Origin of the sequence: Geobacillus sp. E263 (assembly GCF_007197795.1) — a bacterium.
GTDB classification, from domain to species: domain Bacteria; phylum Bacillota; class Bacilli; order Bacillales; family Anoxybacillaceae; genus Parageobacillus_B; species Parageobacillus_B toebii.
In genome coordinates, this window is record NZ_CP041632.1 from 1,883,826 (window position 1) to 1,909,216 (window position 25,391).

Below are 25,391 nucleotides of genomic sequence, written 5' to 3' on the forward strand. Positions count from 1 at the left end.
TTGAAAACGTTTTACAACTATATTTTAAAAGAAAAAATAAACATATTTAACGAAATATTTACATTATTTAAAAAATAAGTTAACAAATCAATTTTATGATCATAATAAGTACATAATTATTGTAAGGAGGAAGCAAAATTGAAAAATATTGGGCAGAAAATTATCAGTTTTGCGTTAATCGGATCCCTCACAGCTGGCTCTTTTGCTTTCGCTGCACGTGAGGATGCAAAAAAAGAGAAAAAACCAGAGCCGATTAAAAATGTCATTATGATGGTGATGGATGGGACAAGCGCCGGAGCTACAACATTAGCAAGATGGTACAAAGGAGAACCGCTCGCTTTAGACGAAATGGCAAGCGGCGCTGTCCGCACGTACTCAGCGGAATCGGCGATTACCGATTCAGCCCCAGCGGCAACAGCGTTGGCTACCGGATTTAAATCAAATGATAAGTATATCGGGGTTCTCCCAAGTGTTGTCAATTCGCCTGGATTACAGCCAATTTCGAAAGAACAAGCGCTCAAGCCGGTAGCCAATGTACTCGAAGGAGCCGAATTGCTGGGAAAATCAACAGGGATTATTGCAACAGCCGCCATTCAACATGCGACACCAGCAGGTTTCTCCGCACATGTTCCACATCGAAACATGTTTCCAGACATCGCTGAACAACAAGTATATCAAAATATAGAAGTCGTCTTAGGCGGCGGAAAAGAAGCGTTACTTCCAGGGAACGGAAAAAACAACCGAAAAGACAATGAAAACATGCTAGAAGTCATTAAGAAAAAAGGTTATGATGTCGTAGAAACACGCGAAGAGCTGCTTCGTTCAAAATCCAACAAAATTTGGGGCGTGTTTGCCGATGACGCGCTTGCGCAAGATATGAACCGGCCATATACAAGACCTAATGAACCAACGCTAGCGGAAATGACGAAAAAAGCGATCGATACACTGTCAAAAGATAAAGATGGATTTTTCCTATTTGTGGAAGGAAGTCAGCCGGATTGGGCGGCTCACGCCAATGATCCTGTCGGCATTATCAGTGAAGTGTTAGCCTTTGACAAAGCAGTCGAAGAAGCGCTTGCTTTTGCAAAAAAACGCAACGACACGCTTGTAATTGCTGTGACAGACCATGGCAACAGCGGTATTACAATCGGAAATCGCAACACCGATCAATCATATCCTGAAACCCCTGTTTCCGCATATATCGACCCGCTGAAAAAAGCGAAAATGACATTAGACGGAGCAATGAGCCAATTAAAGGCAGACAAATCAAACCTAGAAGAAGTTGCCCGTTTATACGGATTAGATTCATTAACAGCCGAAGAGAAGAAAAGATTAAGCGAATCGATGAATCTTCGCAAAACATTCTCGGAATTGCTTGCCGCGCGTGCCAATCTCGGATTTACAACAGGCGGACATACGGGGGAAGATGTATTTCTCTATGCTTACGGTCCGAATCGTCCAATTGGCACCTTTGAAAATACGGATTTAGCCCGCATCATGGCAAAAGCGATGGGCTTTGACTTGAAAGATTTAAATAAACGGTTATTTGTCAACGCCAAAAAAGAATTCGAAGCAATAGGGGCAGCCGTAGCGATTGACCAAACGGACGCGAAAAATCCTGTCTTAATCGTAAAAAAAGGAGATACGACGGCGAAACTCCCTGTGAACAAAAACATCATGACCGTTGGAAACAAAACGTATGAATTAGAAGGACTTGTCGTTTACAGCGCGGACCAGTTTTGGGTTCCAAAACATGCGATCAAGCTCTTTCAACAAATTCGATAGTATATCAAAAGGCGCGAAACAATCATTCGCGCCTTTTGATTTTTAGAATAAAATCTTGGAAAGATACACGATCATCGTCACCGTCACTGAACTAAGCAGCGTTGACACAAATACCGCTTGGGCGGCATAATCCGGATGGTGGCCGTATTCGAGTGCATAAAGCGCGGTGTTTCTCGAACAAGGATACGAACTTGCGATGAATAAAGCTTGTGCGGTCACTCCCTCAAGATGCAGCGCAAAAATAATCACAGCGGCAACCGCCGGTGAAAGAAACAGACGGCTGAACACGCTAAGATACAACAACGGCGGCAGCTGTCTCAAATTAATATAAGCCACTTGCGCTCCCAGCGTCAGTAAAGCAATGGCCAAAAATGCATTGGCGACATTTTGAAGAGGATTCCAAATAAACGATGGAACCGGAATATGCAACGACCGAAAAAGCAATCCAAGCAATAATGCATAGATAATCGGGTTTTTCAAAAATTCTGCCGTCACTTTTCCTTTCTTTTCGCTAGCAGATAAAAAATTAAACACGCCATATGTATTCGTAAGGAAATTCTGAAAAATTGTTACAACAATTTGAATCGACAGCCCTAACGGCTGCTGGTGAAATACAAGCTGGCTTACTGGAATGCCGAAATTACCGGAATTATTAAGAACGATTGTATTTTGAAACGTTGCCGCTAAACTACGGTCCAGCTTCATGAATTTTGCCATGACTTTGCTAATGGCGATTAGCACTCCATTTTGCAGCAGTAAAAACGCGAGTACGCCCAACAGAACATCGCCGTTCATGTTACTTTCATAAATATTTGTAAACCCAACAGCCGGTAGTAGCACATAGACATTTAATTTGGACAAGGTATTCATGTCAAAATGGAAAATGCGATGCAAAAGCGCCCCAAGGCCGACAAGAAAAAATAATGGCAGTATCACATGGAGTAAAATAAGAAGAAAAATATCCACTTCCCCTCCTCCTATCGTTTTAGCTTATAAATTCGTTCCGGCCTTCCCACCGAGCCATACGAAATATCGGCCGTCACTTGGGAAATCGAAACAAGATATTCTAAATAGCGCCGCGATGTCGTCCGGCTTGCGCCGATACGTTTGCCTACTTCTTCCGCCGTAATGCCGTCTTTACACTGCTTTACCACCGCTAGCACTTTCTCTAATGTCAGCGGCTGGATTCCCTTCGGCAATGAGGTATCCATGTCGCTTGTAGTCTGTTCGCGGCGGATTAGCTGATCGATGTCCTCTTGTCCGATTAATTCTTTTTCTTTCATCAGTTCGTGCATTTTATGATAGTATTCTTTATATCTCACCAGCGTTTCGGTAAACCGGTCGAGCATAATCGGTTTGATAATATAGTCAAACACCCCTCCATGCATCGCTTGCTTCAGGGTGTCAATTTCTCTTGCCGCAGTGATCATAATAATATCTATATTAGTAAAATGCACACGAATCCATTTTAAAAATGCGAGTCCATTCATATCCGGAAAATATATATCGAGCAAGACTAAATCCGGCTGCAACACTTCCACCAGTTCTTTTCCTTCCTGCTCGTTAGTGGCGATTCCGATCACTTCATAGCCTTCCACCTTTTCGACAAAACGGCGGTTAATCTCGGCAATACGTTTATCGTCTTCGACAATGAGCACTTGAATATTGCGAGCCATCATCAACCCTCCGTTGTTTTGGAATGATGATCGTAAAGACAGTTCCTTTTCCCTGTTCCGATTGATAAGTAATATGACCGCCAAGCACCGTCAGCGATTTTTTCACCAAATCCAGGCCATAGCCGCGATGGGCGGCCGCTTTCGTCGAAAAACCTCGTTCAAATATTTGATCGGCTATTTCCGCTTGAATTCCTGGTCCGTTATCTTCCACTTCAATGATCAAATCGTCGCCAAGATCAGTTAAAAATACGGTCACTCTCTTTTCTTCGCATCCGTTGTGCAATACCGCTTCCATTGCGTTATCCACAATATTGCCGATAATAGTCAAAAGGTGATCGCGATCCAAATGCTTTGGAATATCTTTAAAGCTGCTTTGCCGGTCAATTTCAAACTGAATCTTTAATTCATTTGCGCGGTTAAATTTGCCGATGAACAGCCCTCCAATAACAGGATCAGGGATTTCTTTCATCACAAAACGAACGATGTCCTGATGAAGATTGGTTTCTTTAGAAATGAGTTCTAACGCCTCTTCATATGATTCCAGCTGAATGAGTCCGGAAATGACATACAATTTGTTGGAAAACTCATGCGTTTGCGCCCGCAGCGCGTCAGCGTAGCTTTTTAGTTGGGAAAGCTCCTTCGTCAAACGATATAGTTCCGACTTATTGCGAAATGTCGATACCGCCCCGATGACATTTCCTTTTTTATCGACAATCGGAATGCGATTGGCAATCACCGTTTCCCCTCCTAATATTGTCTCATCATCATATTCCGCTTTCCCCGTTCGAATCACTTCTAGCAATCTGGAATAAGGAATAATATGTAAAATATATTTTCCTAGCACGTCATACTCCTTTTTATATCCCAACAACTCCATCGCCGTTTTGTTGACCATCGTAATGATTCCTTCCCGATTCACCGCAATAATTCCCTCACGAATCGCTTCCAAAATTGCCTGTTTCTCCTGGTATAACATCCCAATTTCTTTTGGTTCTAATCCGTGAATCGATTTTTTCACCGCTTTTGCAATGGCAACTGCTCCAATAACCCCCAACAATAGCGCAAGGATAGAAAAGAAAAAAATTTTTGCATTATATGACCAAACGATGTCCTCAATATCTTCAAGCAAAAACCCTACCGATACAATGCCGATGACATTCCCTTTCTCATCGAAAATCGGCGCTTTTCCGCGTATCGCCGGACCGAGCGAACCGACCGCTTCCGAAATAATCGCTTTTCCTTCGAGCACTTCGTCATTATCTCCTCCCACCATCTTCTTTCCAATCCGGTCTGGAAGCGGATGTGCATAACGAATTCCTTGTCTATTTCCAACCACGACATACTCCGCACCGGTTTTGCGGCGAATCATTTCTGCGAACGGCTGAATTTGTCGGTGCGGGTCCGGCTGCCTAAAAGCATCCCTGACTAGCGGCGTAGCAGCAACCGTTTCCGCTACGTTCAGCGCGCGCATTCCGATCTGTTCTTTTAGCGTGGCGGCAAACATGTGCTGAAACAAAAAGGAAAGAAAAACGATGACAAATAAAAGCAAGGAACAAATAATGATAATGAGCCGCGTTTGTAGCTTCATGCTATCTCTCCTTAACGGAAAATAGAGAAAGACTATCCGCCGAAAGGCAATAGTCTTTCTCTTCTCTTACATATCTTCGCTGACAATAACCGATTTCCCTTTTAGTTTCATGACAAATGGCACGACGATCCATAAAAACGCAATGATAAGCAAAACAAGCGAGATTGGTTTTTCGAAAAATACCATAAAGTCTCCGTTTGAAGCCGTAAGCGCTCTTCGCATATTATTTTCAATCATCGGGCCAAGCACAAGCCCTAATACAAGTGGCGCCAGCGGAAAGTCATGTTCTGCCAGCAGATAGCCTAATACACCAAATGCGATTAATAAAAAGACATCAAACGTCGTCACTTGCACCGCGTAAACACCAAATACAGAAATCGCAATAATAAGCGGCAGCAAATATTTAGGCGGCGTTTCAATAATTTTCGCAAATATTTTGATGAGCGGCATGTTTAAAATCAGCAGCATCACATTGCCGATAAACATGCTGGCGATTAATCCCCATGCTACATCCGGGTGTTCATCAAAGAGCAGCGGACCGGGCTGGACGTTATACATAATTAACGCCCCCATTAAAATCGCGGTCGTTCCCGAACCGGGAATTCCAAGCGTCAACAGTGGAATCATTGCCCCTCCCGAGGCGGCATTATTCGCAGATTCCGGCGCCGCCACGCCAGCAATCGTTCCCTTTCCGAATTTTTCAGGTGTTTTGCTTATTTTCTTTTCCATGATATAGGAGAAAAACGAGGCGAGCGTCGCCCCCGCTCCCGGCAATACTCCGACGAAAAATCCGAGCAGCGAACCGCGCGCAATCGGACCCGCGCTTTCTTTCAGCTCCGCTTTCGACGGAAGGACACGGCCGATTTTTGCGATTTCTCCGTCATTTTTCTCCTTATGAAGAATCGCTTTGAATACTTCGCCTAAGGCAAACAAACCGACCGCAACTGTTAAAAATTCCAAGCCCCCATATAGAAAAGAAATGTTATACGTAAATCGCGCCACACCTGACACATTATCAAGACCGATGGTCGAAAGCAGCAAGCCGAAAACGGTCATCATCCACGCTTTTGTCATCGAATTTCCTGCCAACCCACTGACAGCGGCCAATCCGAGAAGCATTAGTGAAAAATATTCCGCTGGCCCAAATTTCAATGCTACATTGGAAAGCGGCTCCGCCAACAACACGAGGGCAATTAAGGAAACAATGCCAGCGACAAACGAACCGATTGCCGCAATTGCTAACGCTGATCCCGCTCTCCCTTGCTTGGCCATTTGATAACCGTCCAATGTGGTGACGACAGAGGAAGACTCCCCAGGTGTATTCAACAAAATCGATGTCGTCGAACCGCCGTACATCGCCCCGTAATAGACACCGGCAAGCAAAATAATCGAACTGGTCGCCGCTTGAGCTGGGTCAAGCCCGGACGTCATCGAAGCCGTTACCGGGATTAACAGCGCTACCCCGCTCATCGGGCCAATCCCTGGTAGCACTCCTACCGCCGTCCCAATGAGCACGCCAAGAAAGGCGAACAATAAGTTATGCGGCTGCATTGCTGTTTGAAAGCCATCGATTAAAAATGTCAGTGCACTCATACTCTCTCCCCTTTATTGAAACCAAATCGGCCAACTCGGCAATGTTCCTTGCAACAGTTTAACGTATAACCCGTATACCCCAAGTGAAAAACAAGCAGCAATCACTACCGATTTCCACAAAGTTCCTTTTTCCATTGTTTGAAACCCGACGACTAGGAATAAAAAAGTCGTAATCACATAACCAATAGTTTCTAATAAGGCGGCATATAAAATGGCGGCAAGCAAAATGATGAAAAACTTTTTATACTGCAATGGCTGCCTTTCTTTGCTTGAATCTGTGTATCGCATCGTCTCTAGCAACAATTTGATGCTTAACATCGCAAGAACAAGCCCTAACAAAAACGGAAACACGTTCGGGCCGACTGCACTTCCATAAGCGCTTTTTGAGATTTTTAGACTTTCCACCATAAACAAAGCTCCAACAGCTAAAAAGGCGATGGCGGCAATGCGATCAAACGTTTTGCTCACACGTACACCCCCATTTTTGATAAAGGCAGGGAAGAATGTTCTTCCCCGTTCGTTTATTTATGCATTCCGAGCGATTTTAACATATCACTGATTTGCTTTTCTTGTTCTTGTAAAAATTTAGCGAATTCTTCTGACCCTTTATATTCTGGTTCCCATCCTTGTTTCGTTAATTCTTCCTTCCATTTTTCGTGTTCGGATAGCTTTTTCAAAGTATCTTCCCAAAACTTTTTCGCGTCCACAGACATTTGTTTCGGCCCGAAGACGCCGCGCCAAATCGTAAATTCCGCGTCAATGCCAAGCTCTTTCATCGTCGGCACGTCTTTTAAAGCGCCGCCAAGACGTTCTGGCGCAGAAATGGCAAGCACTCGCACTTTCCCTGCTTTCACATATTCACCGACAGAAGATGCATCCGTTGCAATCACATCCGCATTTCCCCCAAGAAGCGCTGCGATTGCTTCCCCGCCGCCGTCATACGAAACATATTTCACTACTTTCGGATCAATCCCAGATTTGTAGATAGGAAGAATTGCGATCAAATGGTCCATCGACCCTGGCGCCGACCCGCCGGCTACTGTCACAGACTTTGGATCTTGCTTAATCGCCTCCAACAATTGGGACAATGATTGAAATTCCGAATCCGCCTTAACAACAATCGCCCCGAAATCTTTCGTCAACTGAGCAAGCGGTGTTGTGTCTTTATAACCGAATGGGCTGTTTCCTTCCGCTTTTAAGTTGTTAATAATGATTGGTGGGGAATTGACAAACAGCTTGTAATCATTGTTTTTATCCTGTGTTGCGTATTCTGCCATAAACACAGCCCCGCCGCCGCCTGGTTTATTCTCCACCGTAATCGTCTGCTTCACTAATTTTGTTTCATCCAATACTTTTGTAATCGCCCTTGCTGTCAAATCCCACCCTCCACCAGCCCCGGAAGGTGCGACAACCACAATTGGCTTCGTCGGATAGCTTGATGGTTTGCTAGACTGTTTCGTCGTCGCATTGCTTCCACAGGCAGCTAACGCAAGCATCATGATTCCCATGACAATCAAGTTCCACCACTTTTTCACCATTTTCTGATCCCCCTTGTTTTTGATAGCGTTTACATATTTGAAAGTAATTATAACAACAATTTTCCGAATAATAAGTTTTTGAAAATAAAATGAATTTTGTGCATTTTGTTCATGAAAATAAGAAAAACCCTCTTCTACTGAAAGCTCCCAACAAAAGACAGATTTCTTCTATCAATACCTCTCTGTCACCATCTTTTTCCGCGCATAACATTCAACGCTGTCGCGGGCATTTGCGTAAACGTCTCCGCAGAAAGAGTTTTTGCATCCAAAGAGAAGATTATCGTCGATTTCAGTAGATTTCAGTAGATAATGTTTACAATAAATCTTAAAAAAAACAAATTATTCATATTATTCGGGAAGGAGGGGGTTCATTGATTTATTTTCATCAAGTGAACAAATATTACGGCGATTTCCACGTACTAAAAGATATCAATTTAACCATTCATCAAGGGGAAGTTGTCGTCATTATTGGTCCATCCGGTTCTGGGAAAAGCACGTTAGTTCGTTGCATCAATCGTTTGGGAACGATTTCAAGCGGCGAATTAATCGTGGATAACGTCAAAGTCAATGACAAAAACATCGACATTAACCAATTGCGGCGCAATATCGGTATGGTGTTCCAGCATTTCAATTTATACCCACATATGACTGTATTGCAAAACATTACGTTAGCACCGATGAAAGTGCTTCGCATTCCGGAAAAAGAAGCGAAAGAAACCGCGATGTACTATTTAGAGAAAGTAGGAATTCCGGACAAAGCGAACGCCTATCCGTCCGAGCTGTCCAGCGGGCAGCAGCAGCGCGTTGCTATCGCCAGAGGACTGGCGATGAAGCCGAAAATTATGCTATTTGACGAACCGACATCGGCGCTCGATCCAGAAACCATTGGGGAAGTGCTTGATGTCATGAAACAATTGGCAAAAGAAGGCATGACGATGGTCGTTGTGACACACGAAATGGGATTTGCCCGTGAAGTTGCAGACCGCATCGTCTTTATGGACCAAGGCCGTATTTTGGAAGAAGCACCGCCGGAAGAATTTTTCGCCAATCCAAAAGAAGAACGGGCAAAAGTATTTCTGAGCCGCATTCTCAACCATTAATAATCAAAAAAATGTTTTAAATCAAACAAAAGGGGTTTTTTCATGAAAGGAAAAACAGTTTGGAAAATGTGGATCACGCTTGCGCTTATCGCACTATTCAGCATCACTGCTTTAGCCGGGTGCAGCAGCGAATCGTCAACATCCAACAAAGGGGATGGGGCAAAATCGACGGAAACGTCGGGCGGAACGAACACGTTAGAAAAAATTAAAAAACGCGGCAAACTCGTTGTTGGAGTAAAGTATGACTTGAACTTGTTCGGTTTAAAAAATCCAGAAACCGGAAAAGTAGAAGGGTTTGATATTGACATTGCCAAAGGATTAGCGAAAAAAATTCTTGGTGATGAAAATAAAATCGAACTAAAAGAAGTGACATCCAAAACACGCATCCCAATGCTCAATAACGGAGAAATCGACGCGATTATCGCGACGATGACCATTACGGAAGAGCGGAAAAAAGAGGTTGATTTCTCCGATGTGTATTTCATGGCCGGACAATCGCTACTTGTCAAAAAAGACAGCAAAATTAACAGCGTAAAAGATTTGAAAAAAGGAATGACCGTGTTAACGGCAAAAGGTTCTACATCTGCGCAAAACATCCGCAAAGTAGCGCCAGAAGTCAATGTATTAGAATTTGAAAACTATGCTGAAGCGTTTACAGCGCTAAAAGCTGGACAAGGCGATGCGCTCACAACGGACAATGCTTTGCTTTGGGGAATGGCAAAACAAGATCCAAACTACCGCGTTCTTGACGAAACGTTTACCGAAGAACCATACGGCATCGCCGTCCGCAAAGGAGACAAAGAATTTTTGCAAGTCATTAACGAATACTTAAAAGAAATTAAAGAAAACGGCGAATACGACAAAATTTATGAAAAATGGATTGGGAAAAAACCGCAACAATAAATCATGAAAGAACAGATGAGCGAAGCCTGTTTCGCTCATCTGTTTCATCTTAGGTTAGGAAAGAGGTAGAATCATCATGTTAAGATATTCGATTTTGCTAGAACATTGGGATATGTATTTGCAAGGGTTTGCCAACACATTAAAAGCAAGCGTTCTAGCTCTTATCGGCAGCTTAGTCATTGGCATCATTATCGCGATCTTCCGCATCGCGCCAATTCACCCGCTAAACTGGATCGGAACTATCTATGTAGAATTTATTCGCAACATTCCGCTTATTTTAATCGTCTTTGTATTCTTTGTCGGCTTTCCCGCTATCGGTATACGTTTTGATTCCTTTACAGCAGGAACATTAGGCCTTATGGTATATACCGCTGCATTTATTGCGGAAGTAATCCGATCTGGAATCCTTGCTGTTCCAAAAGGCCAAATGGAAGCGGCGCGTTCGTCCGGACTCACCTATATACAAACATTATGGTATATTATCTTGCCACAAGCATTGCGCCGAATGGTGCCGCCGATTGTCAGCCAATTTATTTCATTGCTGAAAGATACATCGCTAGCGATCGTGATCTCCCTCCCAGAATTGATGAACCACGCACAAATTATTAACGGAAGAAATGTCAATTATGTGATACCGATTTTTATTCTTGTTGCGCTTATGTATTTTGTTGTCAATTATTCGTTATCTCTTGTTTCTAGAAGGCTCGAATATCGACAACGTTAGACTCATATAATGATTCTTTTCTTGAAAAATATGAAACTATTTCCACCCCATCTGTTATATAATAGAAACTAGGGTGGTGAAAAGGTGTGTGAAAAAAGGAAAAACGATGCGTGAACGCCTGTTGATCGTGACCATTCTAATATTGGCTACCGCTTTTTTTGGGGAAATGAAAATTAATCCGTTTAATAGCCCGTTCCGCTTCTCATTAGGGAGTGCTATCTTTTTTTTCGGACTTATTTCATTTGAGATGATTTCCCCGCTTTTTATCGGAATTTGCGCGGGGTGTTTTGTCATCGGATTCCGTATCGCCCTTGACATGCTGACTGGGCAAGCTGCGTTATCAGATAGTTTTTTTACTCATGCTCCAGCCGCGTGTTACTATATTAATTTTGCCTTGATCGTACAAATCACTCGCTTCCGCCGCTTGCTGGAATTTCCCATCCGCGCTGGCCTGCTCGGCGCAGTTCTTGATTTTTCGTCTAATTCATGCGAATTGCTCTTTCGTTATCTCCTTGGTGAGTCGTTCATCGTGACATACCAAGTGATGATGGTAATGTTGTTATTCGCTATTTTACGAAGTTTCTGCGTCATCGGATTATATAATATTTTCGTAATGAAACATCTTCGCACCTTAGGGGAAGCGCGACAACAAGAGTTGGAGCGTCTAATGATGATTAATACGGGGCTGTATGAGGAAACATTTTACTTGCAAAAATCGATGACATACTTAGAAGAGATTACACGAAAAAGTTATGAGCTATATTCGCATTTGATGGAAGGAGAAAAAGTGAAGCCACATGCCGCGCTTTATATCGCCGAACATATTCATGAAGTCAAAAAAGATGTACAGCGTATTTTTGCAGGCTTATCGAAATTAATCGGGCAACAACCGTTGCGGCGGAGGCTTCCTATCAATGAACTTTGTGGAATGGTGGTACGCGCTAATGAAAAATACGCCGAGCTATTAGGAAAAAAGATTCAATTTGCCCAAACGTGCCATGTCGATTTATCGACCGACCATGTCTATGCCTTACTCTCTGTACTAAACAACTTAGTGGCGAACGCCGTGGAAGCCATTCCGACATCCGGTTCGATTCATCTGCAAGTAGAATTGCAACAAAGCAATCTCATTGTGGAGGTGACAGACTCTGGGATAGGCATTGCCAAGGAAGATGCCGACTGGATTTTTCAACCCGGCTTTACCACAAAATACGATCAACAAGGAAATCCGTCGACAGGAATCGGCCTTACCCACGCGCGGGATATCGTACAAAGTCTTCATGGACATATACAACTTGTAAGCAGCAATCCAGGACAAACAACGTTTCGGCTAACCATTCCTACCAGCCAGTTGCTGCGAAAGGAGGAAATGTAATTCATGCCGCTTCGTTTTTTTCTTATTGAGGACGACGCCGTCGTACGAAAAATGCTTGAAAAAATTATTACAGAAAACCAGCTCGGCGAGGTTGTTGGAGAAGCAGAAGACGGCTTAAACGTTACTGCAGACCAATTGTATTCGGTCGATGTGGTGCTCATTGACTTATTGATGCCCGGTCGCGATGGGATTCAAACGATGAAAAAATTAAGAGAAGAAGGGTTTAAAGGGCAATTTGTGATGATTTCCCAGGTGGAAAATAAAGAAATGATTGGACAGGCATACCTTCACGGCGTCGATACATACATTCAAAAGCCAATTAATCGTTACGAAGTGGTGGCAGTATTGAGGCGAGTAGCGGAACATATCTCTATCTCCCATTCCCTTGATTCAATTCGCCAGCTGCTGAAAGCATTAGATCAAACTGCAACAACCGCTTCTCCTTTACATCAAAAGGAACAAACACAACTGGAACACCAAGTGCAACATCTTCTTCTATTAGGTATTGCTGGAGAAGCAGGGGCGGCAGATTTATTACTGATCATGCGCCACTTAGCAGAAAAAGAGAAATTGGGGCAGACGATTCACGAATTGCCGTCTTTAAAAGAATTATACACCGAGCTTGTGCGACAAACACACCATCATCATGAATCCACCATTCAAAAAGAAGTGCGTGCCATGGAACAACGCATTCGCCGTATGGTGCTGCAAGCATTTACCCATTTATCTTCTCTCGGGCTCACAGACTATACCAATCCCACGTTCGAACACTTCGCTCCCCGTCTTTTTGATTTTGAAGAAGTCCGAAAACGTATGAAAGAGCTCGAAGCAGGAGAAAAAACAACAAAATGCCGTATTAATGTAAGAAAGTTTTTAACCGCTTTTTATATGGAATTAAAAAAGGCGTAACACTTATTCTGATCGTTGGTGCGTCAAACGTTCCTTCCTTTCGCATCCGTTGTTGAACGTTAATTGTAAACTTTTTACTATTATGTAATTTTATCATAAACAGATAAATAAAACGCCACCGAATTCGGTGGCCGTAAGCTTTATGTGAGCCGCACAAGGCGAAACTGTTGTCCTCCTTTGACATACGCAAGGAGAGGAAGATCGTCTTCAAAAATTCGTCCAATCACATTGACTTTCTCATCTGCTGGCAAATCGGTTAATGTGATTTGCAGTTCGCCGGCATATCTTCCATATCTAATATTATCCATCGTAACACTTCCCTTTTGTCTCTCTATCGTACATGCTGGTGCTAATAAATGCTTTGGCCATGAGAAAGATAGGCGGGATTCCAGTGATCGAATGACATCCCTTGCTGCGTCACGCCGATTCGTTTGAACCGTTTCGACCATGGAAAGCAGTTCATGTTGTTGCACAAGCGGCCGGTAGCGCAGCGGAATAACCCCATCCCGAAACTCCTTCATTCGCGCAAGCACATCATCCGTCATGGAAAAATCACCAATGAATACTTTATCTACCTCACAATCCTGCACTAATTCCACGTACGCGCAAAGCGGATCCATATACCGATGTGCTTCTAACGTAGGTAGCCCTTGATGGAGCGGACCTCGTTTTTCTTTATTTCCCGGAATAAACGCGGCAATCGTTCGAATTCCTTTTCGGCGTAAAATCTTGTTTTTTTGAATGACTAATTCTTTTGATAATCCTGTTTCTGGACGTGGATAAAAATTATGCCACGCTTCAATTTGATTCCAGTTCACGTCACAAAAAGCAAGATCGTCGCATTCTTCTTCCGTCATCGTGCTCGCATTGAAAACAACTTTCATCCGGTGAGAAAACGTTGCTGCTTCTTTCATAGAAAATCCATCATCAAGCCGCAGTCCAATAATTCCTCCATCAAAAAGCAAATCAAGATTGTCTCCATTCACCCCAATTTTGGATAAAGAAGCCGGGGTAACGTCAGCGATGATCCCGACTCCGTATTTTCTCGCTAACTGCCCGATCTCTTGTAATCGCTTGCGATAAAAGGTAAGATCGTCTTCGGGAATATGAAGCGATGTAAATAGTTCCCGACATCCGAACAAATTTGCCTGTGCAAATCTTTTTTCGATTTGATCCGTTTGTTCTGATAAGTAGAAAGATAGATAGAACATCGAAACCACCTAGAATTAAATGTTTTCCGCCATTTCTTCTTTAAAGCCAAAGAAATACGTAAAAAGGAAACCAAACGTGTACGAAATGACCAATCCTAAGAAATATAGAATATATTTATTATCGGCGATTAACGGAATGAGCGATAAACCAGATACGCCGATTCCGAGCGCGGCTGTTTTCACAACTGCCTGAAACGCACCGCCGACTGCCGCGCCGAGACACGCGGTTAAAAATGGTCTTCCTAACGGCAGCGTTACCCCATACAACAACGGCTCTCCAATTCCTAAAAATCCAACTGGCAACGCCCCTTTAATAATGTTGCGAAGCCGTTTGTTTTTCGTTTTGACGAAAATCGCAATCGCCGCTCCTACTTGGCCTGCTCCTGCCATCGCTAAAATCGGAAGAATTGGAGTTGAACCGATTTTATTAATAAACTCCATATGAATTGGTGTCAGACCGTGATGCAATCCAACCATCACAAGCGGTAAAAACGTACCTGCCAAAATGGCGCCAGCAACCGCACCGCCAATATCCAACACTGCTTTGATTCCGCTTGTGATACCTAAAGATAACCATCCGGCAAGCGGCTGAACGGCGATGAGCGTAAATAAACATACCATTAACACGGTTAAAAGCGGCGTCACAATAATATCAATCGCATTCGGAACGAATTTGCGGACACGCTTTTCCATGACCGCCATAAGCCATGCGGCCAACATCACCGCAAACAATCCGCCCCGTCCCGGCGTCAACGCTTCCCCGAACAGTTTAATATCGGCAAGCGCCGGGTTAAATACTAAAATTCCAGCAATCGCTCCCAACACAGGTGTACCGCCAAACTCTTTTGCCGTATTGTATCCGACTAAAACGCCGAGCGAAGCGAAAATGCCGCCGCCAATGAGCAATAATAGCTGCAGCCATGTTTCTGTTGGATCGACCCCGGCGTTTTTCGCAAAGTTAGCGATTCCGTTAATAATTCCCGATGCGACAAGACCTGGAATAAGCGGGATAAAAATGCTTCCGATTTTGCGCAGCAATCGTTTAAATGGCGTTTGGTTGCGTTGTTGAATCTCGGCTTTTTTCTGTGCTGCAGTATCTTCGATCACTTCTCCAAGTTGTAATCCTGTTAATTCGCAAAGCGAAGCAGCTACCTTGTTAACGACTCCAGGGCCGACAACGATTTGCAATGTTTCATCTTCAATAACGCCCATGACACCTTCAATATTTTTAAGACCTGCGATATCGGCTTTTTGATGAGCGCGCAATGACACTCTCACCCTTGTCATACAATGAGCAATACGTGTAATGTTTTCTTTCCCTCCAAGCCGTTCCAATATTTCAACGGCCATTTGTTGTTCCCTTTTCATTTCAACCTCTCCCCTTATTCACATATTTTATTGAAGCGCCTGGCGAACAAATCCATTCGCTTTTTGCAGACGCTCTGTCGCTTCTTCATAGCTGCATTGCAATAAAATCATGACAATCGCCGTTTTCACATGTCCCCGCGCCGCTTCGTAATAACGCGCCGCCGTCTTATCATCTACATCGGTTGCCTCCATAATAATTCGTTTAGCTCGTTCTTTTAGTTTAAAGTTTGTCGCCTGCACATCGACCATTAAATTCTTATATACTTTTCCGATTCCAATCATGGAAGCGGTGGAAATCATATTTAATACCATCTTTTGTGCTGTTCCTGCTTTTAAGCGAGTGGATCCTGTTAAGATTTCCGGGCCTGTTTCCACTTCAACGCTGACATCAGCGTATTTGCTAATTTCCGCTCCTTTATTGCAGGCAATGCTCCCGGTTGTGGCACCGATTTGCTTTGCGTATCGGAGCCCGCTGATCACATACGGCGTTCGTCCGCTCGCCGCAATGCCAATGACCGTATCTTTTGCCGTCAGTCCAATTGACTGTAAATCTTTTACTGCAAGTTCTTCGTTATCTTCTGCTCCTTCCACCGCATTTGTAAACGCTTCCAAACCACCTGCAATTAATCCTTGCACCATCTCCTTTTCCGTCCCAAATGTCGGCGGACACTCCACCGCATCTAAAATTCCGAGCCGACCGCTTGTACCAGCTCCCATATAAATGAGCCGACCGCCTTGCCGGAAAGACGCAATCACTTTTTGCACAAGCCTTTCGATGTGTTCTAATTCTTTCGAAACAGCAATGGCCACTGTTTGGTCTTCTTCGTTCATCACCTGCAAAATTTCTTTCGTCGTCATTTCATCTAAGTTCTGCGTTTTGTTGTTTCGTTGTTCGGTTGTTAAACGTTCTAGCAATCTTGTCACCTTCTTATAGATTTGAAATTTTATTTCTTATTTTAATTATATATATATGAAATAAAATATCAATTTTATTCTTCCATTTTCAAAAAAATCTCCATAAAAAGAGAAAAGCAAGCATTGACTGCTCGCTTCCATAAATACTTATCTCCGCAACCGGACTACTTCTTCTCTCGTTTCATGAAATTTTTCCAGCACACGGCTTCCCACTTGATGGAACGTAATTAAATAAAGCGCGTCAATGATATTCAGCTGCGTCATTCGTGATGCCATACTTCCGATGCGATGATCTTGCTCGACATCCGGAAGGCATAGCTTGATATCCGCCTCCTTATACAATGGTGACGACGTATCGAGTTTAGTGATGGCAATCACCGTGGCATCTTGTTTTTTGGCGAATCTCGCAATTTCCAGCACATCTTTTGTTCTTCCTGATGTGGAAATCGCGACAAACACATCCCCTTTCTCTAAATTCGCGACAAGCGGAAGCATCGTATGAAAATCAGGAGACATCATCGACACATAGCCTAGCTTTGTAAATTTATAGCATGCATCCATCGCCGAAGAAGCTGATCCTCCGACTCCGTAAAATAAAATTTTTTTCGCATTGGCAATCACTTCCGCTGCTTTTTCCAATTCCCGTTTATCAATCGTCGTTGTTGTCGCTTCGATCGCTGCTTTGTTGACATAGGTCACTTTATTAAATAAATCGTACGGAGCATCTTGTTTTTCAATAATCGAAAAATCGTTAATGTTCATATCGGCAATCGTCAATTCACGGACAAGCGCCAATTTTAACGCGGTAAAGCTGCCAATGCCGATCGTTTTGCAAAAGCGGACGACACTCGCCTCACTAGATCCTGCATTTTTCGACAGTTCCTTCGTCGTCATATTTGGCACAAGCTCCGCATGTTCCATAATATACGTAGCAATCTTTTTTTCAGCTGGTGAAAACCGTTCCATTTGATTTTCGATTTTCGCTAAAATGCTTAACTGCTTCATCATGATTCCTCTTCCTCTCTGTCCGCTTTCACACTTAATCTAATGTTATCATGCATCCATTATCAAGTGAAAGCAGCGCATATGTTGGTATTATACTTAGAAAAAACCGTTAGATGCGGCTTTTTGGATTAAGAGAGATGGATGCACATATTCATGTATTCATCCGCTCATTGATTGGGAAATATTAACTTATTTTTAAAATTTTTTAAATTTAAATAAAAATATTTGAATTCAAGATATTTTTCAGATATGATTATTATAACCAAAACAAAAGGAGGAAGAAGGAACATGACAACTTTTCAATTAGACAAAGTTCATAGTTCCATATCTTTTCAAGTAAAACATATGATGATTGCTAAGGCAAAAGGAGAGTTCACCGAATTTGATGTGGAAGTGGAAGGTGACGTCAATCAGTTGGAATCTTCCAAAGTGAAAGTGACCATCCAAGCAGCTTCCATTGATACAAAAAACGAAGACAGAGACAACCACCTTCGCTCAGCTGACTTTTTCGATGTAGAAAATTATCCAACCATCACGTTTATCAGCGATTCTGTTAAAAAGGTTTCAGATGATGAATATGAAGTAACAGGCCAATTAACAATTAAAGATGTTACAAAAACAGAGACGTTCAAAGTCGAATTTAACGGACAATCCAAAAATCCGATAACCGGAAGCATCGTAGCCGGCTTTGACGTAGAAGGAAAAATTAATCGCGAAGATTATGGCTTAACATGGAACGCGGCCCTTGAAACAGGAGGATTTCTTATCGGAAAAGAAGTAAAAATATTCGGAAGTTTTGAGTTTGTTGTCAGCTGATCTCTTCATGCCAAACGCCCTTAGCTTTAACAATCAAGCTAAGGGCGCTTATTTCTTCACGATGGATGCCACATAAATCAGAAAGATATATCAAATCACGGGAATTTACACCATAGTTTTTAAAAGAGAAAGGGGATTGGCAATGCTTATTCCCCTATTCAAACTTCAATATCCCTTTTGTTACTTTTAATTCTCCATATTTCGGCATAATCTTCGGAATGTCTTGCAAAGTAAAATAATGGCTAATTAAAGGTTGTACTTTCACTTTTCCTTTTTCAATCAAGGAAATGGCCATTGGATGAGTGTTCGGGTTAATAAACGAACCGCGAATCACTAGTTCTTTCGAAAACACCTCATAAGGCGATACTTGAATCTTATCATGTGGGGAAGATACGCCAAAAAGCAAAATTTGCCCACCTTTCTTAGCTAACGCAACCGCTTGCTCCATTGTTTCCTGGCGCCCAACACACTCAATGACAATATCCACACCGCCTGCCACCGTTTGCTTCAGATCTTTCTTCAGCGGGTTAATCACGACATCAGCTTGAAAATCAAGCAATGTTTGATATTTGCTTTCATCTGGTTCACTTACTATTACTGGGGATGCCCCATACATTTTGACGAGCTGAAGCATGATTTGACCAATAAATCCGCCCCCAATAATACAAACAGAAGCACCTGGCCATATTTTTATTTTCTCAATCCCATGGATGACACAACCTAGCGGCTCTACCAGCGCGCCTTCTTCATACGTTAAAGAGTCAGGCAATAAGTAACAGTTTTCTGCCGGGACTGTAACATATTCAGCCATTCCGCCATCGCGGGTGACCCCAATCGCCTCAAGATGATCACATAAATGCCGGCGGCCTTGCCGGCAATACTCACAAGTTCCGCAATAAATGTTAGGGTCAATCGTCACACGGTCTCCTGGTTTTAAAAATGAAACACGATCTCCAACTGCAGCTACCTCACCTGATAATTCATGTCCCAATACAATCGGAGTGACCACATCCGCTGAACCGGGATGTCCATGAAAAATATGTTGGTCTGTTCCACAAATGCCGCACGCTTTTACTTTTACTAAAACTTCTCCAGAAGCCGGAGTCGGGACTTCTTTTTCTTGTATTTTGATTTTCCCCTTTTTTAATAAAACCGCCGCTTTCATGATTTTCCCTCCATCATACTTTTTTAGATAAAAAATCATCCGATCAAGCACTGCCGTTGATGGCTGATACGCTTAAACCATCTAAAGAAATGGTTTTGTCATCTAAATGTCTAATCTTGATGATCTTTCGCTCCGATGGAAGTAGGTCAAAGAAATTATCAGAAAAAATAATCTTTTCTGCCGGAAGTTCCAGTTTAACAAAACGCGCAAAACAATCTGTCCGAATTTCTACTTCTTGTTTTTCCGGCATCACTTTTACTTGCAATTTCGCCTTAGGCAGCTGAAGATCTTTATGATTTCTTAGGTAATAATAGTTTTCCTCTGCTTTTTTATTCAACGATTTTAAGCGGACGACAACTTGTTCAGCAGGATTGCCTTGTAAAACCTCCGCTTCTGTTAAAGAAGCAATTTGAACCGAAGCATTTCCTTTCACATGGATCAAAAATTCTTTCGAATACACTAACTCGCCATTAAATCGGAACACTTCGAATACCAGCGTATCTTTCACATCTTCTAATCGGTCATTCACAACCCATAGATGTAAATCATCGCCAGGGTCATGTTCAAGCGTATATAAAAGAGGGGCATTAAATTTTTTACTATAATAATATGAAGCCTTTGGCAACAAGTAATAATCGATCATCGACCAACTCGTGCCAGGCCAGCAATCATTCAATTGCCAGATTAAAGCCCCGCTTGTTTGCGGTTTATTGCGGCGGTAATGTTCCATTCCATACTTTAAACCTTCAGCCTGTGTGAGCATCGAATAATTCATGTATTCCTCAACATTTTTTGGAATGCCGGTATATCCTTCCATTAATAAGAGCCCTTTTTCATGATGAAAATCTTTATTGCGATATGCCAATTCATCGCTGCCCCAATAAAAAGTTCCCTCAGGCAGATTTTTTTCCAGCGTATAACGATTGGCAGAAGCATGCATGCCAAACTCGCTGCAAAACCGGGTGCGATCTTTTTTATAATTTCGAAACGAAACCCCCTCCACACTGATGTTTTGTCCTAAATTCTGACCGAATTTTCGAGGTTCCACATTCCCGTGCCAAACTTGCCAATTATGCCGGTCGCCTTCCTCTTGTGAGTTGTGGTCATTGCCGCCATATGGCGAACTTGGCCAATATGGACGGGAAGGATCTAATTCTTCCAGTAGTTCAGGAATTAACTCATGATATATTTTTTCTCCATAAAAAGGAGTGTGAATTTTTCCAGCGGCATGCTCCACTTCATACAACCAATCGTTTTCGTTATTTCCGCACCATAAAGCGATGCAAGGATGATTACGAAGCCGCTTAATCACCGAAATCACTTCTTCGCGGACGTTTTCCATATAATTGCGGTTGTAATCCGGGTATAACGCACAGGCAAACATAAAGTCCTGCCAAACTAAAATACCTTGGCGATTGCATTCTTGATAGAAAATGTCTTTTTCATAAATCCCACCGCCCCATACACGCAGCATATTCATATTTGCTTCTTTCGCAAGCTGAATAAGATGACGATAGCGTGATTCCGGTACAGATCCTAAAAAGCTGTCAATAGGAATCCAGTTGGCTCCTTTCGCAAATATCTCTACACCATTTAAAACAAAGGTAAACCGCGGATTCCCTTCGCGATCTCTTTTCATTACTTCCACCGTACGAATCCCAATTTCTGTTTGATATGTGTCTAGAACTTCCCCTTCCCATTTTAAAACGACGGATAATTGATAAAGATTCGGTTCTCCTAAATCATGCGTCCACCAAAGATTTGGATTGTCGATGTTGAAAGTGAGTGTTGCTCGATTTTGATCAATATTTACGGTTTGGAAAAATTGTTGTTCTCGATCTTTTAACGTCACTTCCGCCTGTAAACTTTTTCCCTTAACAAAGTTTTTGGTGTAAATATCGATTTGAACAATGGCCCGAGAATCTTTCAAGTCAAGTGTTCTTGCGTAAACACTTTCGATTTTGGCAATTTTTCTTTTTTCTAAACGCACCTCTTTCCAAATTCCTACCGTTAGAATTTGCGGACCCCAGTCCCAGCCAAAATGATATTGAGCCTTGCGCGCCCATATGCGATCTTTTCCAAATCCAGCCCAATAATTTTTCTCTTTCTCCTTTAACTGATAGGAAACGGGATTAAATTTCACTGCCAAAACATTTCTTCCATCCACTATTTCTCTAGTAACATCAAAAGTATGTGAAATGAACATATTTTCCGTAGTCCCTAATTCCACTCCGTTTAAATAAACAGTCGCAAAGGTATCTAAGCCTTCAAAAATCAACTCTAACCGTTCCTCTTTGTCTAGATTGTTTTTATCAAATGTAAATTCCGTACGATACCACCAAACCTTTTCTTCCACCCATTTCGATTTCAAATCATTGTAGCCGAAAAAGGGATCATCAATCAATTTCTTTTCCCGTAAAATCGAATGTACATCTCCTGGCACCTTTGCTGGTATCCAAAAGTGATCAATATAGTTTGGATCTGCAATCGTTAAATCCCTTACCTGTCCTACATCAAAATGCTGTATCTTCCAATTTTTATTGATCAACAAGGGTTCATTCCTCCTTCCTGTAAAGAAAAAGAGACCAAACCTTGTTTCATATCGTTCACAGGCGGTCTCTATAAAAAACTTTTTTCGACATCAGTTATATTTTTCCAACAAACCATCACTTCAATACAAACTGCATTCCCTCTTTAAAGTTTTTGCTAAAGATAATGAATAGGACGAGAATTGGCAATGTCAGTAATACCGAAGCCGCATACATCGGTCCTGGAAACGCTCCATATGGACCAAACATTTGAGCGAGCAATACATTTAACGTTAACATATTTTCACTGTTAACCACCAGCATATCCCATAAAAGTTCTACCCATCTTTCCATAAAAAGGAATAGGAATATAATGGTTGTAATCGACTTAGACATTGGCAAGACAATTCTAGCAATAATGGTTAATTGTCCTGCTCCATCCATTTTGGCAGCTTCAATTAATTCATCAGGTATACTGCGGAAAAAGTTAGTGTACATAAATATCGCCCACAAATTAACGGCCTTTGGCAAAATCATAGCCCAATAGGTGTCGTACATCCCAAAGTAACGGATGATTAAAAAAAGTGGAATTAATAGGATAACCGCTGGATAAAACATTTGAAACAAAATAATATTGTTGATCAAACGGCTGCCTTTAAACTTTAATTTAGCTAAAGCGTATCCTACTAGGATCGCTGTCACCATCATTAGCAAAGTGGAAGATAAAGTCACAACAAAGCTGTTAAAAAAGGCTCGGAGCCACGGTCTAGGAACAACATCATCCCCACCAGTAAATAACCACTCATATGAACGCAAGGTCAACTTAGTTGGAATCATTTTACGGTCCACTTGATCCCATGGGGCCAGAGAATTTAAGACCATATATAAATAAGGAAACACCATGATGATAAGGATAACAAAAGCCAAAATATACAACAGCGTGGTCTTTAATTTCTTACTCCCAACCATGTCTGGCACCCCACTTTTCCAAAAGCTTTCGAAACACTAGAATAGAAACGAATGTGACAACAGAGTTTATGATTGCTATTGCCGTTCCATATCCTGCATTTAATCTTTCAAATGCCTGGTTATAAATTTCTAACTGCCATGTATGCGTGGAATAATCTGGCCCTCCACCAGTTAATACATACGGTTCAGTAAAAATCCCAAACATTAGACCTACTGCTAAAATGGTGACAGTATAAAACGCTGGATGCAACATCGGGATAGTGACGTACCAAAATCTTTTCCAACCAACAGCACCATCCATTTCGGCTGCTTCATAGATTTCTTTAGGTATACTTTCTAAACCTGATAAAAACAGCAGCGCATAATAGCCCACAAATTTCCACGCCATCATAAGGGCAATGACTAGTGGCGCTAAAATTGGAGAACCTAACCAATCAATATCTAAACCTAAATGCTTACGAAAAAAAACGTTTAATGGACTGTTATAAGATAACACCCCATTGACAACAATGGAAGAAGCCACTCCTGATGCCAAATAAGGTAGGAAATATCCTACAGCAAACAACCCTTTAAGTCTAGGCAAAGAATGAATAATTAAAGCTAAAAGGAGTGAACCCGCAATAACGATGGGAACAAACATGAGCATAAATTTATAAGTTACCAAAAATGCGGCCCGTACGCTTTTGCTAAAAAAAGCTTCGAGAAAATTTTGAAATCCGACCATTTCATAATCAGGAGCAATGATGTTCCAATTTGTAAAAGCTAAATAAACAGCCCATAGCAACGGAAACAGAAAGAATATGAGTGTATAGATAAGGTAGGGGCTGGCAAAAAGCCACCCCAACCATGTTGTCTTTTTATTCATTTACTTTAACACCCCGTTAACAGCCTTTTTCATATCTTTCCAAGCTGTTTCAGGATCTTTTTGGCCTTTGACAACAGGATTTAAGGCCTCTTTACCAATCAATTCTTGAATTTCTACCGTTTTTTCGTTATCCACAGGTGGAATTGCGTTTGGAATGTTTTCCGCATACTGTTTTAATTGAGGGTTTTCTTCAAGATAGGATGCAAAAGCTTCATTAGTTGATAAATCATCACGTGCAGGTGGCAAGTTTGTTTGTTTGAACCAAGCTAAATCATTTTTCGCATCTGAAAATACCCATTTAATAAAGTCAAAAGCTGCTTGTTGTTGTTCTTTGCTTGCAGAAGCATAGATGACAAGGCCTTTTGTATCTGCAAATGTTTTAGAATTTGCTGGATCTACGCCGTCAGGCACAGGCGGCAACGATAATACATAAGTTTCATTGAACTTCATTTCCGGGAATTTCTCAGCCCAGTATGGGAATGTCCATGGCCCAAGATCCACCATAATGGATGTACCTGTTTCAAACGGGTCAGTCGCTTCTCGAGTTAAAAGCAATTTATTCTTGCTTAAATCATTAAAGAATTGGAGTGTTTTTACACCGGCTTCGTCATCCGCAATAAATTTGTTTCCTTTAATAAAGTTATTTCCATTCGATGCTGCATTGTACAACATAAAGAAGTCAAACCATCTTGCCCACCATGTCGGTTTTACTAAATCAGCTCTCGCCCAAAGAAACTTATCAGGATATTTTTCTTTCAATTTCTTGCCAACTTCAATGACTTCACTATATGTTTTTGGCGGTGCATCGTATCCAAGTTCTTTTAGAATATCGATTCTCCAACCAAACAACATGGCATTAGAATAAATCGGCAAAACATATTGATGGTTGTCTGCAAACTTCCAGCTTGAAATGGTTTCCTTCATTTGACGTTTATCAATTAACTCATCAAAACCTTCAAATTCATCCAATGGCACAATCGCACGGCTCGCCGCTAACTGAGCTGCAAAACCGCGGGAAATGTTTTCAGAGACCGCAGGCGCTTTCCCTGATGCAATCGCTGATTGAATCCCTGCTTCAGAAGTAGGGCTTTCCGGCATTGGCGTAACCTTAATTTTAACGTTTTTATTTTCTTTCATATAAGCCTCGGCCATCTTTTTCCAGAAAGCTTGTTGTGTAGGGTTTGGCGCAGCCCAGAACTCAAATTGAACAACTTTGCCAGCTTCATCGTCTTTTGCGTTTTTCTCTTGATTCCCATTTTGCCCTTGACAACCAGTAACAATAAGAACGGCTGCCAGCAATAAGGCGATGAGTTTCGCAAAACCTTTCTTTTTCATGTTTACTCCCTCCCACATTAATT

At 42.1% G+C, this 25,391-nt stretch carries 22 protein-coding genes; 7 read left to right on the top strand and 15 right to left on the bottom strand.

The window, feature by feature from the left end; translation table 11 throughout:
• The first annotated feature begins 138 nt into the window (after nucleotides 1–138).
• Entirely contained in the window at nucleotides 139–1,785 is a 1,647-nt protein-coding gene (locus FNL97_RS09825) for an alkaline phosphatase (protein WP_143415694.1), read from the top strand.
• 42 nt (nucleotides 1,786–1,827) lie between these two features.
• On the opposite strand, the gene FNL97_RS09830 is transcribed toward FNL97_RS09825, so the two are convergent.
• From FNL97_RS09830 to FNL97_RS09855, 6 genes are all read right to left on the bottom strand, one after another.
• Entirely contained in the window at nucleotides 1,828–2,751 is a 924-nt protein-coding gene (locus FNL97_RS09830; RefSeq protein ID WP_143415695.1) for an AEC family transporter, read from the bottom strand.
• An 11-nt stretch (nucleotides 2,752–2,762) separates the two neighbouring features.
• The gene (locus tag FNL97_RS09835; RefSeq protein ID WP_143416312.1) at nucleotides 2,763–3,461 is read right to left on the bottom strand and encodes a response regulator; all 699 of its coding nucleotides are present in this window, start codon (nucleotides 3,459–3,461) and stop codon (nucleotides 2,763–2,765) included.
• Nucleotides 3,421–5,049: an ATP-binding protein gene (locus tag FNL97_RS09840; RefSeq protein ID WP_143415696.1), complete on the bottom strand. Its 1,629-nt coding sequence runs from the start codon at nucleotides 5,047–5,049 to the stop codon at nucleotides 3,421–3,423. The genes FNL97_RS09835 and FNL97_RS09840 overlap by 41 nt, the downstream gene beginning before the upstream one ends.
• Nucleotides 5,050–5,115: 66 nt before the next feature.
• Nucleotides 5,116–6,642 (bottom strand): tripartite tricarboxylate transporter permease, encoded by a 1,527-nt coding sequence (locus FNL97_RS09845; protein WP_143415697.1) that lies wholly within the window; start codon nucleotides 6,640–6,642, stop codon nucleotides 5,116–5,118.
• A gap of 12 nt (nucleotides 6,643–6,654) precedes the next feature.
• Nucleotides 6,655–7,110, bottom strand: coding sequence for a tripartite tricarboxylate transporter TctB family protein (locus FNL97_RS09850; RefSeq protein ID WP_143415698.1), 456 nt, complete (start codon nucleotides 7,108–7,110; stop codon nucleotides 6,655–6,657).
• 53 nt (nucleotides 7,111–7,163) lie between these two features.
• On the bottom strand, nucleotides 7,164–8,180 hold the full coding sequence (locus tag FNL97_RS09855; protein WP_143415699.1) for a tripartite tricarboxylate transporter substrate binding protein: 1,017 nt from the start codon (nucleotides 8,178–8,180) through the stop codon (nucleotides 7,164–7,166).
• Between the two features lie 371 nt (nucleotides 8,181–8,551).
• On the opposite strand from FNL97_RS09855, the gene FNL97_RS09860 reads away from it, so the two are divergent.
• From FNL97_RS09860 to FNL97_RS09880, 5 genes are all read left to right on the top strand, one after another.
• Nucleotides 8,552–9,280: an amino acid ABC transporter ATP-binding protein gene (locus FNL97_RS09860; protein WP_143415700.1), complete on the top strand. Its 729-nt coding sequence runs from the start codon at nucleotides 8,552–8,554 to the stop codon at nucleotides 9,278–9,280.
• Between the two features lie 42 nt (nucleotides 9,281–9,322).
• A complete protein-coding gene (locus FNL97_RS09865; RefSeq protein ID WP_143415701.1) occupies nucleotides 9,323–10,183 on the top strand; it encodes a transporter substrate-binding domain-containing protein in 861 nt (286 codons plus the stop codon).
• A 76-nt stretch (nucleotides 10,184–10,259) separates the two neighbouring features.
• Nucleotides 10,260–10,907: an amino acid ABC transporter permease gene (locus tag FNL97_RS09870; RefSeq protein ID WP_143415702.1), complete on the top strand. Its 648-nt coding sequence runs from the start codon at nucleotides 10,260–10,262 to the stop codon at nucleotides 10,905–10,907.
• 106 nt (nucleotides 10,908–11,013) lie between these two features.
• Complete coding sequence (locus tag FNL97_RS09875; protein ID WP_143416313.1) at nucleotides 11,014–12,282, top strand: sensor histidine kinase; 1,269 nt, start codon at nucleotides 11,014–11,016, stop codon at nucleotides 12,280–12,282.
• Nucleotides 12,283–12,285: 3 nt separating this feature from the next.
• Nucleotides 12,286–13,191, top strand: coding sequence for a response regulator (locus tag FNL97_RS09880; protein WP_143415703.1), 906 nt, complete (start codon nucleotides 12,286–12,288; stop codon nucleotides 13,189–13,191).
• A gap of 140 nt (nucleotides 13,192–13,331) precedes the next feature.
• Here FNL97_RS09880 and FNL97_RS09885 read toward each other — a convergent pair whose 3' ends face one another.
• The 4 genes from FNL97_RS09885 to FNL97_RS09900 all read right to left on the bottom strand — a co-directional run bounded on the left by FNL97_RS09885 (nucleotide 13,332) and on the right by FNL97_RS09900 (nucleotide 17,690).
• Entirely contained in the window at nucleotides 13,332–14,402 is a 1,071-nt protein-coding gene (locus tag FNL97_RS09885) for a DUF871 domain-containing protein (protein ID WP_143415704.1), read from the bottom strand.
• 15 nt (nucleotides 14,403–14,417) lie between these two features.
• Nucleotides 14,418–15,770 carry a PTS transporter subunit EIIC gene (locus FNL97_RS09890; RefSeq protein ID WP_143415705.1) on the bottom strand — a complete coding sequence of 451 codons (1,353 nt, stop codon included), beginning with the start codon at nucleotides 15,768–15,770 and terminating at the stop codon, nucleotides 14,418–14,420.
• Nucleotides 15,771–15,797: 27 nt separating this feature from the next.
• Nucleotides 15,798–16,685, bottom strand: coding sequence for an N-acetylmuramic acid 6-phosphate etherase (gene murQ, locus FNL97_RS09895; RefSeq protein ID WP_062754309.1), 888 nt, complete (start codon nucleotides 16,683–16,685; stop codon nucleotides 15,798–15,800).
• A 147-nt stretch (nucleotides 16,686–16,832) separates the two neighbouring features.
• Nucleotides 16,833–17,690 carry a MurR/RpiR family transcriptional regulator gene (locus FNL97_RS09900; RefSeq protein WP_143416314.1) on the bottom strand — a complete coding sequence of 286 codons (858 nt, stop codon included), beginning with the start codon at nucleotides 17,688–17,690 and terminating at the stop codon, nucleotides 16,833–16,835.
• 288 nt (nucleotides 17,691–17,978) lie between these two features.
• Between FNL97_RS09900 and FNL97_RS09905 the strand changes: the two genes are divergently transcribed.
• Nucleotides 17,979–18,506 carry a YceI family protein gene (locus FNL97_RS09905; protein WP_143415706.1) on the top strand — a complete coding sequence of 176 codons (528 nt, stop codon included), beginning with the start codon at nucleotides 17,979–17,981 and terminating at the stop codon, nucleotides 18,504–18,506.
• 154 nt (nucleotides 18,507–18,660) lie between these two features.
• On the opposite strand, the gene FNL97_RS09910 is transcribed toward FNL97_RS09905, so the two are convergent.
• The 5 genes from FNL97_RS09910 to FNL97_RS09930 form a co-directional block, all read right to left on the bottom strand.
• Nucleotides 18,661–19,671: a zinc-dependent alcohol dehydrogenase family protein gene (locus FNL97_RS09910; protein ID WP_143415707.1), complete on the bottom strand. Its 1,011-nt coding sequence runs from the start codon at nucleotides 19,669–19,671 to the stop codon at nucleotides 18,661–18,663.
• Between the two features lie 43 nt (nucleotides 19,672–19,714).
• Entirely contained in the window at nucleotides 19,715–22,222 is a 2,508-nt protein-coding gene (locus FNL97_RS09915) for a beta-mannosidase (RefSeq protein ID WP_143415708.1), read from the bottom strand.
• 115 nt (nucleotides 22,223–22,337) lie between these two features.
• Nucleotides 22,338–23,168, bottom strand: coding sequence for a carbohydrate ABC transporter permease (locus FNL97_RS09920; RefSeq protein WP_041269645.1), 831 nt, complete (start codon nucleotides 23,166–23,168; stop codon nucleotides 22,338–22,340).
• Complete coding sequence (locus FNL97_RS09925; protein WP_143415709.1) at nucleotides 23,155–24,033, bottom strand: carbohydrate ABC transporter permease; 879 nt, start codon at nucleotides 24,031–24,033, stop codon at nucleotides 23,155–23,157. The genes FNL97_RS09920 and FNL97_RS09925 overlap by 14 nt, the downstream gene beginning before the upstream one ends.
• Nucleotides 24,034–25,368, bottom strand: a complete 1,335-nt coding sequence (locus tag FNL97_RS09930) for an extracellular solute-binding protein (RefSeq protein WP_015863735.1) — start codon at nucleotides 25,366–25,368, stop codon at nucleotides 24,034–24,036.
• Nucleotides 25,369–25,391: the final 23 nt, after the last annotated feature.